Here is a 14,626-nt window from a genome sequence, read left to right as displayed (position 1 = left end):
GGGCCGGAGAGGAAAGACACGCGATGAACAGGTCGACACGCGCCAGAACGCTCACCGGCACGGCACTCGCCGTGGCGGCGGCCATGGCGCTGAGCGCCTGCGGCGGCAACGACGACGCCGCCTCAGACGCCGAGCCGAAGAAGCAGACGAAGAGCAGCGAGGCCGCTGCTGTCAAGAACCCGATCGTCGCCTCCTACGACGGGGGCCTCTACGTCCTTGACGGCGAGAACCTGAAGCTGGCGAACACGATCGAGCTGCCCGGCTTCAACCGGGTCAACCCGGCGGGCGACGAGGACCACGTCGTCATCTCCACCGACAGCGGCTTCCGCGTGTTCGACGCCGCCCGGCAGGAGTTCACCGACGCCGAGTTCAAGGGATCCAAGCCGGGTCACGTCGTGCGGCACGGCGGCAAGACGGTGCTGTTCACCGACGGCACGGGCGAGGTGAACGTCTTCGACCCCGCCGACCTGGCCGGCGGGAAGCAGCCGGAGGGCCGCACCTACACCTCCGCCGAACCCCACCACGGTGTCGCCATCGAACTGGCCGACGGCGAACTCGTCACCACTCTGGGCACCGAGGAGAAGCGCACCGGCGCGCTCGTCCTGGACAAGGACGACAAGGAGATCGCCCGCGCCGAGAACTGCCCCGGTGTGCACGGAGAGGCCGCCGCGAAGGACGAGGTGATCGGACTCGGCTGCGAGGACGGCGTACTCCTCTACAAGGACGGCAAGTTCACCAAGGTCGACGCCGCCGACGACTACGCCCGCACCGGCAACCAGGCCGGCAGCGACGACTCCCCGATCCTCCTCGGCGACTACAAGACCGACCCCGAGGCCGAACTGGAACGGCCCACCCGCATCTCGCTGATCGACACCCGCACCGCGAAGATGAAGCTGGTCGACCTCGGCACCAGCTACTCCTTCCGCTCCCTCGCCCGCGGCCCGCACGGCGAGGCCCTCGTCCTCGGTACCAACGGCGTCCTCCACGTCATCGACCCGGAGACCGGAAAGGTGGAGAAGAAGATCGACGCGGTCGGCGACTGGACGGAGCCCCTGGACTGGCAGCAGCCCAGGCCCACCCTGTTCGTCCGCGACCACACGGCGTACGTCTCGGAGCCGGGCAAGCGCCGACTGCACGCCTTCGATCTGGACTCGGGCGAGAAGCTGACGTCCGTGACACTGCCGAAGGCCACCAACGAACTGTCCGGGACAGTGGCCGGTCACTGACCGGTCCGTTCCGGAGCCCACTGCTCGGATCACTCGCCGGCCCGCTGCCGGCGGGCGATCCGAGCAGCCGTGCGGCCGGCGGAAGGAGACCGTCGTGACGTGGACGGCCTCCCGTTACCGTGTCGGCCGTCAGGGCAGGCGCAGCAGCTTGAGCCGGTACCCCTCGGCCTGGGGCAGGCGTTGCGCGGCGAGCGCCGACACCATCTGCTGGTAGGGCAACGGTAGTTCGGCCAGCAGGGGGTTGGGGAGGCTGGTGAGGGTGTGTGACGCCGGCATGCCCGTCCCGGGCCGCCAGACGGCCAGTTGGGCCGGGTCGGGGCAGTACCAGTGCATGCGGGCGTCGACCCTGCCGAGGGCGTCGTGCTGTTCCTGGGTGTCGAAGAAGCCCGGGCCGGCGGTGTCGAGGGCCATCAGGGAACCGGGGAAGCGGTCGGCCCGCGTCGACTTCGCGCTGTGACCCGCCTCACGATCGACTGCCGGAACCCGGCATCCCGTCGGCCCGACCACTGGAGCGGTACGGCTGAGGCCGTCCTCCCCGGCAAGACAACCCGATGCGACCAGGAAAGGTCGGTCATGGCCGATACTCCGCAGTCATCCCGTCGCTCCACCGGTGCGACCGCCCGGAAGCTGCTTCCTCCTCCCGCGCTCTGCGGATTCCTGCTCCTGCTGGTGGTGCTGTACTCGGTCTCCTATCTGGTCGGATCGGCGTCCGGGCCGGTGGCGCCCGGCATGCACGGCACAGGAACGACCGGAGAGGGTGGCGGCACGGGCGATGCGCCCGGCGGCATGGAGGACATGCCGGGGATGCGTCACGGGAGCGGCGGATGACGGTGGGCGGTCCGCCGGCGGCTCTCACGGTCACGGACATCACCGTCGGCGGGATGACCTGCGCGGCCTGTGTCCGCCGGGTCGAGAAGAAGCTCGGCAAGCTGGACGGTGTGACGGCCACGGTCAACCTCGCCACGGGGCTCGCCCGGGTCAGCCACCCGGCCGGCGTCGCGCCCGAGGACCTGCTGGCCGCGGTCGAGCAGGCAGGCTACGAGGCCGCCCTGCCCGCCCGCGAGGACGGCGAGGGCGGGAGCGCGGAAGACAGCGACGGCTTCGATGCCGAGGACCGCGGCGCGCGGGAGCGGCTCGTGGTCACCGCGCTGCTGTCGACCCCGGTCCTCGTGCTGTCGATGGTGCCCGCCCTGCAGTTCCGCAACTGGCAGTGGCTGTGCTTCATGCTGGCCGCGCCCGTCGCGGTGTGGAGTGCCTGGCCCTTCCACATCCGGGCACTTCGCGGACTGCGCCACTCCACGGCCACCATGGACACCCTGGTCTCTCTCGGAGTGCTGGCCTCGTTCTCCTGGTCGGTGTACGCGCTGTTCCTCGGCGGAGCCGGCGAGCCTGGCATGATCATGTCCTTCAGCTTGGTGCCCTCGGCCTCGGAAGGCACGGCCCACCTGTACCTCGAAGCCGCCGTGAGTGTCCCGCTGTTCGTGCTGACCGGGCGCTACCTGGAGGCGCGAGCCCGGCGAGGGACCGGGGCAGCGCTGCGATCGCTCGCCGAGCTGGCCGCCAAGAAAGTGTCCGTGAAGGACGCTCACGGCGAACGGTCTGTGCCCATCGAGCAGTTGCAGGTGGGGCAGGTCTTCGTGGTGCGTCCCGGCGAGCGGGTCGCCACGGACGGGCGGGTGACGGAAGGAAGCTCCGCCCTCGACCTGTCCCTGGTCACCGGCGAGAGCCGGCCGGTCGAGGTCGGTCCTGGATCCGCTCTCACCGGTGGCGCTGTCAACGCCGGCGGGATGCTTCTCGTCGAGGCCACCGCCGTCGGCGCGGACACCCAACTGGCCCGCATCACCCGGCTCGTCATGGACGCGCAGGCCGGCAAGGCGCGGGCACAGCGGCTGGCCGACGCGGTCGCCGGGGCGTTCGTCCCCGTCGTCCTCGCCATCGCGGTGACCGTCCTCGGCTTCTGGCTCGGCGCGGGAGCCGATCCGCAGGCGGCGCTCACCGCCTGTGTGGCCGTCCTGGTCGTGGCCTGTCCCTGCGCCCTGGGCCTGGCCACGCCCACCGCCCTGATGGCCGCCACCGGCCGCGGCGCCCAACTGGGCGTGCTGGTGCGCGGACCGCGGACACTGGAGGCCCTCCAGCACGTGGACACCGTCGTCCTGGACAAGACCGGCACGCTGACCACCGGTCACATGACGGTGGCCGAGGTGACCGTGCTACCGGGCGGGCCCGGGCAGGACGAGGTGGTGCGGCTGGCCGGTGCGGTGGAGCAGGGCTCCGAGCATCCGATCGGACGGGCGGTCACCGCCTTCGCACGCCGCGCGGGCAATGGTGGACCACTGCCGGAGGTCACCGAGTTCGTCGCGGTCCCCGGGCGCGGCGTCAGCGGGCAGGTGGACGGACGCACGGTCGAAGTGGCGGCGCCGGACGGAGAGGTGCCGGGCACCCTCGCCGAGGCGCTCGCCGCTGCGGAGGAAGCCGCGCAGACGCCCGTCCTCGTGACGATCGACGGCCGGGCCGCGGCTCTGATCGCCGTCGGCGACCTCGTGCGGCCCGGCGGCTACCGGGCCGTGGACCGGCTGCGCCGGCTCGGGATCCGGCCGGTGCTCGCCACCGGCGACCGCGAGGCCCCCGCGGAGGCCGTCGCCCGGGCGCTCGGCATCGAGGAGGTCCACTCCCGGTGCACCCCCGAGGCCAAGGCCGCTCTCGTGGAGCGACTCAGGCAGGACGGAGCGCGGGTCGCCGTCGTCGGTGACGGCGTGAACGACGCCGCCGCACTCGCTGCCGCCGACCTCGGCATCGCCCTGGGCAGCGGCACCGACGTGGCCATCGGTGCGGCGGATCTGACCCTGGCCCGCGGGGACATCGAGGCCCTCGTCGACGCCGTATGCCTGGCCCGGCGCACGCTGGGCACGATCCGGACGAACCTGGCGTGGGCGTTCGGGTACAACGCCGTCACCGTGCCGCTCGCCATGGTCGGCCTGCTCGATCCCATGGTCGCCGCCGCGGCGATGTCCGCGAGTTCGGTCCTGGTGGTGGCCAACAGCCTTCGGCTGCGCGCCTGGCAGCCGTCCGTCGCCCGTGGCCGCGGGCGACGAGCTCCCGGCGGGAAGGCTCTGGTCCGATGAGACGTATCCCGGTGTCCGCACTGGCCCAACTCACCCCGCGGCGGCTGAGGGACGGGGCACTGGCCGTCCTGGTGCCCGTGGCCGCGTGCAGCGTCGCCCTGGCGGGCCTGACGACCTGGGTCGGCGCGGGCCGGGCCGGCCGTCCGGCGGACATCCGCGTCGAAGTCGGCAAGGTCCTCATGCCCTCCGACGGAGTGCCGGAGACGGCGGCGTTCTTCCGGATCACCAATGAGGGCGGCTCGGCCGACACACTGATCCGCGCCACGGCACGGGAGGTCCCCGGGGACGTCACGCTGTCCCGGCACCGCATGGCCCGGGGGAACGCGGCCTACCGCTCGCTGATCGACTCCGTCTCCGTCGCGGCGGGCGAGACCCTCGCCATGTCGCCGCACGGCGTCGATCTGACGGTGCCCGTCCGCCCGGGCCAGTGGCGCCCCGGCGACCTCGTGCGGTTCACCCTGCACTTCCGGCACAGCGGTCCGGTGCGGGCCGTGGCCGCTGTGGTGCGGCCGGGCCCAGCGGCATTGCCGTAGGCGGTCCGCGGGCTCGATCGGATCACCGCGCGACGTGGGCCGGCCGGCGAGGGCGTGCTCGGCCGTGACCGCTCCACGCCGCATGCGGCGCTGCGGCGAAGCCGGGGCGGCGGGCGTCGACTCCGTGCCGTTCAGCCCGCCCCTCCGGCGCCGCGGGCCGAGCTCTGAACGGCTCGGGCTAGTGCTCGGCGGCAGACGCGCGAACGCGATGCCGCGAAGTGTCGTGGATTCGCCTGGTCCGGCGGGAACTCACCGCCCTCTCCCTCCGACTCCTCTCGGGGAACGAGCAGGAGGTGGGATGGACGGTCTGGATGTGCGGATGCGTGAAGTCGCCTGTCGGCACGGCCGTGTCGAGGCCGTACGGGGTGTCGATCTCGACATCGGGGCAGGCGAGCGGGTCGCGTTGACCGGCACCAACGGGTCGGGCAAGACCACGCTGATCCGCGCGGTGCTGGGCCTGCACCGCCAGGCCGGCGGACAGATCACGGTCGGCGGGCGGGGCACGGCGACGGCGGCCGAGTGGGCGTGGCGGCGCCGGGCGTGTGCGTGGATTCCGCAGAAGCCCGCCGTGGGGCGTTTTCCGCTGCTCGCACACGAGTTGCTGGCCAGCAGCGGGGCACGGGCCGAAGCCGTGGAGGCGGCGGCGAAACTGGGAGTCGGCGCACTGACCGGACGGCCGCTGCACACGCTGTCCGGAGGACAGTTGCAGCGCATGTATCTGGCCCGCGCGGTCGGTGGTGTCGCCGCCGGGGCGGGGGTGCTGCTGGCCGACGAGCCGACCGCGGCCCTCGACTTCGCCGGGCAGGAGGAGGCCGCCGATGTGCTGCTGTCGCTGCCGGTGACCGTGGTGGTCGTCACGCACGACCGGGCGCTGGCCGACCGCTGCGACCGGGTGCTGGAGATGGCGGCCGGCCGGCTGAGGGAGGTCCGGTGAGCAGCCTCGCAGCCGCCGACCTCGGGCCGCTCCTCCAGCTCGTCCCGGTTCAACGGGCGGGCACCGCCCTGCTGTTGGCCGCAGTCGGCCTGCCCGTGATCGGTGTCGTCATCGTGGGTCTTGACATCATGCCGGTGCGGTTCGCGATGATGCACGTCGCGCTGCTGGGCATCGCGGTGGGGCTGCTGACCGGGCTCGATCCCATGCTGTGCGCGCTGGTCGCCTGCGCCCTCGCCGGAGCCGGGGTTGCGCCGCTGGCCCGCACGCCGGACGGGCTGTCGGGCGCGATGGGCCTGCTGATGAGCCTGGCGATCGCCGCCGCGCTGCTGGTCCTGGCCGTCTCCGGAGTCAACGCGCAGGGCGCGTTCGCGCTCCTGTGGGGCTCGATCCTGTCCGTGGGCACGGCCGACCTGTGGCTGCTGGGCGTGCTGGCCGTCGTCGTACCGGCCCTGTTCTTCTGGCGTCGCCGCGACCTCGCCCTCCTGCTCCACGACCGTGAACTCGCCCTCTCCTCCGGGGTACGCGTCGACCTGCTGACCCTCCTTCTCCTCGTCCTGGTCGCGGTGGCCGTGGCCGGGGCCATCAAACTGACCGGCGCGCTGCTCGTCGACGCGCTGACCCTGCTGCCGGCGCTGGCCGCGCGGCGGCTGGGCACCTCCCTGAAATCCATCACCGCCTGGGCGGTCGGCATCGGCGTCGCCGTGAACCTCACCGGGTTCCTCGTCGCGCTGAAGCTCGACTGGCCGCCCGGGCCCGTGCTCGTCCTGACGGCCGGGATCGTCGTCCTGGCCGTCCATCTCATTCCCGAACGGAGAATCAGCTCATGGCGCGCATCCGCGTCCGCATCGCCCGTGTCCCTTCCGTCCTCGCACTGAGCCTGAGCACCGCGCTCGTCCTGACCGCCACCGCGTGCGGTTCCGACAAGGCCGACAGCGCGGACACGAGCACGAGTGGGAAGAAGAACGGCGACGCCCCTGTCGTCGTGGCCACCACCACCTGGGAGGGCGCCTTCGCCAAGGCCGCGGGTGCGAAGGACGTGAAGGTCATCGTCCCGTCGTCCGCGCAGCACGCCCCGGACTACGACCCCAAGCCGTCGGACCTCACGGCGATCGCGGGCGCCGACTTCGTGCTCTACGCACCCTTCGAACCGTACGCGGAGAAGATCAAGGATGCCGCCGGGTCGGACGCGAAACTGGTCGAGGTCAACCTCGACAACTCCGCCGACAAGGCCAGTGCCGAAGTCACGCGGCTGGGCAAGCTGTTCGGGACCGAGGATGCCGCCGCCCAGTGGGACACGTCCTTCAGGGGTGAGTACGGCACCCTGCAGAAGGAGCTGAAGGACGCCTGGCCGGACGGCAAGGCCCCGGCCGTCGTCGCCCAGGTCTTCTCCGTCTGGTCGGCGAAGATGGCGGGCGCGGAGGTGGCGGGTACGTACGGTCCTGAGGCCGTGACCGCCCAGCAGCTGTCCGACCTGGCGAAGAAGAAGCCCGCCTACGTCTTCGACAACGTCCACATGACGACGGGCAAGGTGCTGCCCGACTCGGGGGCGAAGCAGGTGGAGATCGTCAACTACCCCGGCAAGGACCTGGATCTGATGGCGGTCTACAAGAACGCGGCGGACACCATCAAGAAGGCCATGGGCTCGTAACGAGGGCTCCCGCCGAGCGAGTGCGGGGCCGGAGCCGCCTCTTGGCTCCGGCCCCGCGCGTCGTTCACCCTTTCGGTGAACCGATCGGGCAAGGCCTCAGGCCGTACGGGTCAGACGGCCCGGGCGAGGGAATCCGGCGCCTGTGCGGAGCACCGCTCACGCAGGAGGGACCGGTCCGGCTTGCCTGCCGGAGTCAGCGGCAACTCCGTGACGATCAGTAGGTGTTCGGGGTGTTTGCGCCGCTCCAGACCACGCGAGTCCAGATGTGCGGAGAGGTCTTCCAGCGTGGGTGCGTCGCCCCGTGGGACGACGCAGGCCGCGAGCCGTTCGCCCATCAGCGGATCCGGCACGCCGACGCACACCACGTCCCGTACGCGTGGATGCGTGGCGAGTTCGATCTCGACCTCGGCCGGGCTGATGTTGGACCCGCCCCGGATGACGACGTCCTTCAGGCGGCCGACGATCCGCAGGGTGCCGTCGTCCTCGATGAGGCCGAGGTCGCCGGTGCGTACCCAGCCGTCGGATGTGCGGTAGCGGGCGTCCAGGTCCGGGGCGGCGACGTAGCACAGCGGGGTCATGGGGCCGCGCGCGACGATCTCGCCGACGGAACCCTTCGGTGCCTCCGTGAACCCGGGTGCGCCGGGGACGGCGATACGTATGTCGGCGACGCGCGGGTCGGGGTGTCCGGCGAGGATGCCGGGCCCTTCTCCGCGCAGGGGGTCTTCGCCCAGGCCGGTGTGGCAGTTGACGCCGTCGGCGGAGCCGTAGAGGTTCACGACCGGGCAGCCGAAGACGCGGCGGGCTTCGTCGGCGGTGGCCTCGTCGAGTGGTGAGCCGCCGACGACGACGGCCGTCGGGGGAGTGAATTCCGGGTGGTGTCCCTCGGCGATCCGGTCGAGCATCATCCGGATCATGGTGGGCACGCCCAGGACGTGGGTGGGCTCGTGCTCGGCGAGCGCGTCCAGGGCCGCCTCGGGTGTGAAGTGGTCGAGCAGGACGAGCGTTCCGCCGTGCCGGGCGAGGGTGACGGCGGTGCCGTTGCTGCCGAACGCGGAGGCCAGCGGGACGAGGAAGAGGCAGCGCGGCGGCCGGTCGTCGGGGATGAGGGAGGCGAGGAAGTTGCCGCGGCCGCCGGCCAGCGCGTTGTGGGAGTACGCCACCATCTTCGGCTCGGCCTCGGAGCCGGAGGAGACGAGGATCCGGGCGGCGGAGTCGGGGTCCGGGCGAGCCGCGGTGAAGGACTTCGGGTCGGTGCGCAGCAGCGCGGAGAAGGCGACGGCGCCGTCCGGTGCCGTGCCGGGCCCGGCGGCGATCACGGTGCGCAGCGCGGGCAGTTCGCCGGCCAGGGCGAGCAGGTCGGCGGCGTGCCGGCTGCCGCGGTGCTCGGTGGCGGCGATGACGGCGACCGCCTCCGCTCTGCGCAGCAGCGAAGCCGCCTCCCGCCCGCCCCGGCCGACCGGGAAAGGCAGCGCGAGCGCGCCGAGGGCGGCCAGGGCGAGGTCGGCGATGACGGCGTCGCGGCCGTTGGGCAGTTGTATGCCGACCACGTCACCGGCGCCTATGCCGAGCCCGGACAACCCGGCGGCCAGACATCGCACCTTGCGGTCGAGGGCGGTGTAACAGAGTTTCCCCTTGGCGTCGAGGACGGCGGTGCGGTGCAGGTCGGCGATCTGGCGGGCGCGGAAAAGGCTGTACAGGTCAAGGTCGGGGCAGGTGCCGTCGACGGCCCAGGTGCGGCGCAGTTCGGCGGGCAGCAGGTCGTGCAGGGCCACGGTCATGCGAAGCTCCAGGGGTTCGGGACGGCGGGGGCGCCGTGTGCGTCGCGGCTGATCGAGCCGGAGGAGAGGAGATCGGCGAGATCGGTGACGACGGGGACGGCGGGCAGGCCGCGGTCACGCAGCCGCTCCAGTACCTGAGCTGTCGACAGGTCGCTCACGTCGTACGGGATCGCGGCGTGGTCGGGCAGGGCGATCCAGCCGTCGGCCGTGCGCAGCGGGCGGCGGAACCCGGCCGGCCGGCGCGGGTCGAGTCCCTGTGCGGCCCGGGCCCGGGCGGGGGCGGTCAGCACGTCGGCGGCGCCTAGCAGGGACGAGTCCACGCGCACGCCGACGCCGGTGCGTTCCCGCAGCAGCAGGCCCGCCAGGACCGCCTCGGCGCCGAGCAGTCCGCCGAGCACGTCGAGCAGCGTCATCAGGGACGGTGCGGGCGCCTCGTCGGCGGGCCGTACCGCCTCGCCCACGCCGGTGCGGGCCTGGACCATGAAGTCGGTTCCCATGGGGGCGTCGGGCAGCCGGTCCGCCCAGCCGCTGGTGTACGCGTAGACGAGCGCGGGGTTGGCACCGGCCAGGTGTTCGTGGTCGAGGCCGAGCTGGGCGGCCTTGCCCGGTGCCCAGTTGTGCAGGAACACATCGGCGTCGGCGGCCATCTCACGCAACCGCTCCCGGTCGGAGGGGGACTTGATGTCCACCTCGACGGCCTTCTTGCCCCGGTTCAGCGCCAGCCACCGCGCCGAGATCCCCGAGCAGGCCGGCGGCATGCCGCGCAACGGGTCGCCGCCCGGCGGCTCGATCCGGACCACCTCCGCCCCCAGCAGGCCGAGCAGATGGGCGGCCAGCGGCGCCTGGATGCGGCGACCGGCCTCCAGGACCGTGAACCCGGCGAGTGGCCCGCCGCCGGGGGCTGCGCACGGGACGTATGTGGCGTCGTGCGGGGTCAGCTCCCAGGGCGCCGCCCCGTCGTACTCGGCCTCCCGCCCGGCCAGCGATCCCAACGGGCACACATCGGCCCCCGATGAGCCCGCCGCCTGCCGGATCCGCTCCCAGGTACTCGCCCGTACCGCCTCGTGCAGCACCTCGGGGAAGGGCGCGCAGGCGGTGGCATAGCGGAACTGGAAGGGCCGCCATCCCTGGCGTATCGCAGCCTCGGGAGCGTCGAGGGCGCGCCAGAACGCCGCCCACACACCGGGGTCGAGCGTCTCCACCTCGAAGACCGTGCCGTCGGCGGATGTGAAGGGCGGTCCACCCGGGGCGATTTCGGCGGCCTCGCCCTCCTCGGCGCCTGCGGCGGCCAGGTACTGGGAGACCGTGAGCAGCCCGGCCCGCTCGGCGCTCACTTCGACCTGGGTGATGTGCCCGGTCCCGCGCGCCCGGGCCAGCAGACCGGCCAGCAGGCCCTGCACGGCCAGGACGCCGGTAGCGGTCGCGGCGTAGTCGACGGCCAGGCCGCGGGGGGCGCCGTCGCGGCGTCCGTGCACCGCCATGATGCCGCTGGCCGCCTGCACGGTGGCCTCATCGCTCGCGGTCGCGCCCCAGACGGTGCGGGCGGAGACCTCGCCGGCCTCGCGCCCGGTGACGGTGAACCGGCCTCCCGAAGTGCCGTCAGGCCGGGCGCCGAGCAGCCTCAGATGCTCCGCGACCAGAGCGTCCGCCGCGCCCGGTGGACCTGAACCCTCGAAGCTGAGCCCGTCGAGCGGTCCGGCCGTCCGCGCGACGGCCGGTGTGGCTGGAGTTGCCATGCCTCTCCTTTCCTGACGCGCGGGAACCCGGGGGCGATCGCCCCCGACCAGTTCCACGGAAGATGCAGTCGGACGGCAGGGGGCCGGGGTTCCCGCGGCTCCGGGGAAAAGTGAGGAAGATCGGCATGGAGGACATCACCGGAGCGCCCCGATGCCCGGCGGACACAGCAGAGTTGAGAGATCGTGTCGCGGCGTTCGTACGCGACCGGGTGGTGCCCCACGAGCCGGTGCTGGACGCCGGCGGCCCGGAGGCGGCCGCCGTGCTGCGGGGACTGCAGGCGCAGGCCAAGGCCGAAGGGCTGTGGGCGCTGCCGCTTCCCTCGGAACTCGGCGGCCGAGGACTGCCCCTGCGCTCGTACGCCCACGTCGCCGAGGCCGAGGGAGCCAGCGACCACGGACCGGCCGCCCTCGGCTCCGCCCCCCTGCTCGACACGCTGATGCTGTGGCGCCACGGCAGCCCCGGCGTCCGTGACCGGTACGCCGAACGGCTCGTCACCGGCGAGCTACGCGCCTGCTACGCGATGACCGAGCCGGAGACGCCCGGTACGGATCCCTTCCTCACCGCCACCCGCGCCGAGCCGGGGGAAGACGGCACCTGGCGGGTCAGCGGGCGGAAGTGGTTCACCAGCGGGGCGTCCGACGCCGACCTGGTCACGGTGCTCGCCCGCACCGATGGCGAACCGGCGGACCGGGAGGGCCTGTCGCTGCTCCTCGTGCCTACCGGCTCACCCGGCTTCCGCGTGGTGCGCGAGCTGCCGGTGTTCGGGGTGGGCGGGCAGTGGGAGATCGCCCTGGACGAGGTCGTGGTCGACGGCGACCACCTGATCGGCGCGCGCGGCAAGGCCCTGGCCGTCGCGGGCGAACGGCTCCAACTGGGCCGCACCCTGCGCTGCCTGCGCTGGCTGGGGCAGGCACGCCGGGCCTTCGACCTGATGCGAGAGCGCGCGGTGACCCGTACCCGCTCCCGAGGCCCGCTCGGCGACCTCCAGCTCGTCCAGCGTCACGTCTTCGAGTCGCTGCTCGCCCTGCGCACGACCCGTCCGCTGGTGTACGAAGCGGTGGCCCGCCTCGACGCGGGGCTCGACGCACATATGGAGGTGGGCCTGGCCAAGGTGGCCGCCGCGCGCGCCTTGCAGCAGGTGGCCGACGCGGCGATCCAGGTGTACGGGGCCGCGGGTCTCGGTCCTGACACCGCGCTGCCCGCCCTGTTCCGCACCGGCAGGGCCGCCCGGATCCTCGACGGCCCGGACGAACTCCACATCACCGCGGTCGCACGCCGGGTCCTGCGGTCCCCCTGACGAAGAACAACCGTCACCGCACCTCCAGCGGAGCGCTCAGACGTCGTGGGGGTCGACGAGGCCCGCGAGTGCGGCGAGGGCGTGCGCGAGGAAGAAGTCGCCCCAGACCAGCTCGTGTTGCGTCGCCGTTCCCGAGGAGAGGTCGTAGCAGCCGTTCAGGAGGCGGCCGTCGGCTGTGACATGGGTGCTGACGACTTCGTCGAGCAGTGCGACGGCCCGGTCGCGGTGGCCCATTTTGAGCAGGGCCACCGTGGTGATGGCGGCGGCGGAGGTGTCCAGCGGGCCATCGGGGTGTGCCGTGTCGGCCGGCGGTACCGCCGGCTCCTGGAGCAGGCGGCCCACAGCTTGGGCGAGGTCGTCGGTGTCGAGACGGTGTGCGGCGTCGGCGACAGCAAGCAGCAGCCAGGCGCGGCCTCGGCTCCAGCCGGGCGGTGGGTCGTCGCAGGGAGCCCAGCCGGCAGACCGCTCGTACCGCCAGGACCAGTACGAGGGGCCCTCGCCCGCGCAGAGTTCGAGGTGGCGGTGGAGATGGGACCTTGCGGCCCGGGGGTCCACCGAGGCCAGCAGCGGGACCATGCCCGGCACGCCGTCCACGCGTGCCAGCAGCCGGGGGCCGCCGAACGCCGAGCCCCAGGGAACCAGGCCGAGTTCGGCGTCGTACGCGTCCCGGCAGGCTCGGGCCGCCCGCGCGCGCAGAGCGGCGGCCTCCGGGGTGTCGGCGAGCGCCGTTCCGTACCAGAAGATCAGTCCGCGTGTCGCGGTGTCGGCGTCCACCCAGTCGGTGAGCCGGCCGGTGCACCGCGCGGCGGCCTCGCGGTCGGTCTCCTGCCCCGTATGCCGGGCGCGGAGCCACAGCAGTCCTGCCCAGAAGCCGCCCGTCCACGAGCCCCGCCCGGTCGTCGTCCACCGGCCGCTGCGGGAGTCCGCGAACAGGGGGAAGCGGCCCGCGACTTCGGTCCGGGTGACAGCCACCCGGCCGAGGACGGACTCCAGCGCGGGGCCGACCCACTCGGGGACAGCGGCAGTCCGGTCCAGGTGGCCCTCGGCCGCACGCGTCGTGCTCATCGCCGTACGACCGATCGCCGCTCCCGCACCGCCCAGACCAGCGCCACCACGCCTGCGCCCGCGAACTCACCGGCGACCACCAGCCACCCCGTCCCGTAGTGCCCGGCAGCGGCCAGCAGGCCGAACAGGGGCGGACCGATCGCGAAGCCGGCGAAGAAACCGGCCGAGACCAGGGCCGAGTCCTGGCCTGCCTGTCCGGGCGCGGCCCGCTGCATCACCAGCACCATGGAGACGGCGTTCGCGGAGACGGCGAAGACACCCACGGCGACAGCGGCGACCCAGGCCAGCGGATGGGCGTACGCCGAGGCCGCGAGCAGCAGCGCCGCCCCGACCGCTCCGGCCGCCAGCCCGCCGGGAAGCCACCGCGCGCGCCCCGGCTCACCGGCGACCTTCGACCAGCCCACCCGTCCGGCGATCCCCGCGACACCCAGCACCGCCACCAGCGCGGCGGCCGCCGTGGGGCCGAGGTCGAGCCGCCGCACGCCGTACAGGGCGAGGTAGGTGTTCACGGAGGCGATGCCACAGCCCAGCAGCAGCGAGAAGACGGCCAGCCAGGCGATGGTGCCCCGGGGGAGCCATGAGGCGGGTGCGTACTTCGGCGGTGGATCGGCGGGCAGCGTACGCGCCGCCCATACCGCGGCCACCGCGGCCGTCGCGGCAGCCGCCCACACCGCGCCCCGCCAGCCGGCGACCCCGGCCAGCGCGGCCAGTGGCAGTCCGGCGGCGAACGCGCCCAACTGCACGCCCGACTGCTTCATCCCGGTCACCGAACCGCGGCGGTCGGCGGGAACCACCGCCAGGATGGTCTTGTTCGTGGCGGGATTCGCCAGTGCCTGCGGCAGGCCGCCCAACGCGACCGCCGCCAGCAGAAGCCCCGTCCCCGGCGCCGAGCCGATCAGTGCCAGGGCAACCGCCGACACCAGCAGCAGTGCGACGAGGCAGCGGCGCGGCCCCAGCCGGTCCACCACGCGCCCGCCGGCCGGTGAGAGCACGGCGGCCGCTCCGAAGCCGACGGTCGTGGTCAGGCCCAGCACGGTGGGCGAGACACGCAGGTCGTCCACGAGCCGTGGTCCGAGGGCGCCCAGCAGGAACAGCTGCATCATCGAGAAGGCCATCGCGCACGTCAGGAGTGCGGTCATGGCCGTTGTCGCCCGCGCCGGGGGAACCTCGGCCGCGGTCCGGATCTCACTCTGCTCGGCCGCCACCGACACCCCTCCTCAGCCCCGGTGACCTTCCCGGGTCCGCGAGAGAAGTCGGCAGCAAGTTCCCGCGAGTTCCCGCCCGTT

13 protein-coding genes are annotated in these 14,626 nt (G+C 73.2%); 8 read left to right on the top strand and 5 right to left on the bottom strand.

Going from position 1 to position 14,626, the window contains the following annotated elements; all coding sequences use genetic code 11:
* Positions 1-23: 23 nt before the first annotated feature.
* On the top strand, positions 24-1,226 hold the full coding sequence (aztD, locus tag K4G64_RS03565) for a zinc metallochaperone AztD (RefSeq protein WP_221754535.1): 1,203 nt from the start codon (positions 24-26) through the stop codon (positions 1,224-1,226).
* Between the two features lie 129 nt (positions 1,227-1,355).
* Here the strand turns inward: aztD and K4G64_RS03560 are convergent, their stop codons facing one another.
* Positions 1,356-1,637, bottom strand: coding sequence for a hypothetical protein (locus K4G64_RS03560; RefSeq protein WP_221754534.1), 282 nt, complete (start codon positions 1,635-1,637; stop codon positions 1,356-1,358).
* Positions 1,638-1,799: 162 nt separating this feature from the next.
* Here K4G64_RS03560 and K4G64_RS03555 point away from each other — a divergent pair, with 162 nt between their 5' ends.
* The 6 genes from K4G64_RS03555 to K4G64_RS03530 all read left to right on the top strand — a co-directional run bounded on the left by K4G64_RS03555 (position 1,800) and on the right by K4G64_RS03530 (position 7,463).
* Positions 1,800-2,054 (top strand): hypothetical protein, encoded by a 255-nt coding sequence (locus K4G64_RS03555; RefSeq protein WP_221754533.1) that lies wholly within the window; start codon positions 1,800-1,802, stop codon positions 2,052-2,054.
* Complete coding sequence (locus K4G64_RS03550; RefSeq protein ID WP_221754532.1) at positions 2,051-4,348, top strand: cation-translocating P-type ATPase; 2,298 nt, start codon at positions 2,051-2,053, stop codon at positions 4,346-4,348. Before K4G64_RS03555 ends, K4G64_RS03550 begins: the two co-directional genes overlap by 4 nt.
* Positions 4,345-4,881 carry a copper chaperone PCu(A)C gene (locus K4G64_RS03545; protein WP_221754531.1) on the top strand — a complete coding sequence of 179 codons (537 nt, stop codon included), beginning with the start codon at positions 4,345-4,347 and terminating at the stop codon, positions 4,879-4,881. Before K4G64_RS03550 ends, K4G64_RS03545 begins: the two co-directional genes overlap by 4 nt.
* Positions 4,882-5,179: 298 nt before the next feature.
* On the top strand, positions 5,180-5,815 hold the full coding sequence (locus tag K4G64_RS03540) for an ATP-binding cassette domain-containing protein (RefSeq protein WP_221754530.1): 636 nt from the start codon (positions 5,180-5,182) through the stop codon (positions 5,813-5,815).
* Positions 5,812-6,690 carry a metal ABC transporter permease gene (locus tag K4G64_RS03535; RefSeq protein WP_221754529.1) on the top strand — a complete coding sequence of 293 codons (879 nt, stop codon included), beginning with the start codon at positions 5,812-5,814 and terminating at the stop codon, positions 6,688-6,690. Before K4G64_RS03540 ends, K4G64_RS03535 begins: the two co-directional genes overlap by 4 nt.
* Positions 6,639-7,463 (top strand): metal ABC transporter substrate-binding protein, encoded by an 825-nt coding sequence (locus K4G64_RS03530; protein WP_221754528.1) that lies wholly within the window; start codon positions 6,639-6,641, stop codon positions 7,461-7,463. Before K4G64_RS03535 ends, K4G64_RS03530 begins: the two co-directional genes overlap by 52 nt.
* Before the next feature lie 110 nt (positions 7,464-7,573).
* Here K4G64_RS03530 and K4G64_RS03525 read toward each other — a convergent pair whose 3' ends face one another.
* Together K4G64_RS03525 and K4G64_RS03520 are read right to left on the bottom strand one after the other, a co-directional pair.
* Positions 7,574-9,241 carry a class I adenylate-forming enzyme family protein gene (locus tag K4G64_RS03525; RefSeq protein WP_221754527.1) on the bottom strand — a complete coding sequence of 556 codons (1,668 nt, stop codon included), beginning with the start codon at positions 9,239-9,241 and terminating at the stop codon, positions 7,574-7,576.
* Positions 9,238-10,977 carry a CoA transferase gene (locus K4G64_RS03520; RefSeq protein ID WP_221754526.1) on the bottom strand — a complete coding sequence of 580 codons (1,740 nt, stop codon included), beginning with the start codon at positions 10,975-10,977 and terminating at the stop codon, positions 9,238-9,240. The genes K4G64_RS03525 and K4G64_RS03520 overlap by 4 nt, the downstream gene beginning before the upstream one ends.
* Before the next feature lie 125 nt (positions 10,978-11,102).
* Between K4G64_RS03520 and K4G64_RS03515 the strand changes: the two genes are divergently transcribed.
* On the top strand, positions 11,103-12,275 hold the full coding sequence (locus K4G64_RS03515; protein ID WP_221754525.1) for an acyl-CoA dehydrogenase family protein: 1,173 nt from the start codon (positions 11,103-11,105) through the stop codon (positions 12,273-12,275).
* A gap of 36 nt (positions 12,276-12,311) precedes the next feature.
* On the opposite strand, the gene K4G64_RS03510 is transcribed toward K4G64_RS03515, so the two are convergent.
* Together K4G64_RS03510 and K4G64_RS03505 are read right to left on the bottom strand one after the other, a co-directional pair.
* On the bottom strand, positions 12,312-13,340 hold the full coding sequence (locus K4G64_RS03510) for a sugar ABC transporter permease (RefSeq protein ID WP_260459949.1): 1,029 nt from the start codon (positions 13,338-13,340) through the stop codon (positions 12,312-12,314).
* A complete protein-coding gene (locus K4G64_RS03505; RefSeq protein WP_260459960.1) occupies positions 13,337-14,479 on the bottom strand; it encodes an MFS transporter in 1,143 nt (380 codons plus the stop codon). Before K4G64_RS03505 ends, K4G64_RS03510 begins: the two co-directional genes overlap by 4 nt.
* Positions 14,480-14,626 lie beyond the last annotated feature (147 nt).

It is taken from the genome of Streptomyces sp. WAC04114 (genome assembly GCF_019733245.1).
GTDB lineage: Bacteria > Actinomycetota > Actinomycetes > Streptomycetales > Streptomycetaceae > Streptomyces > Streptomyces massasporeus_A.
This window is presented reverse-complemented; position numbering and strand designations above follow the sequence as displayed.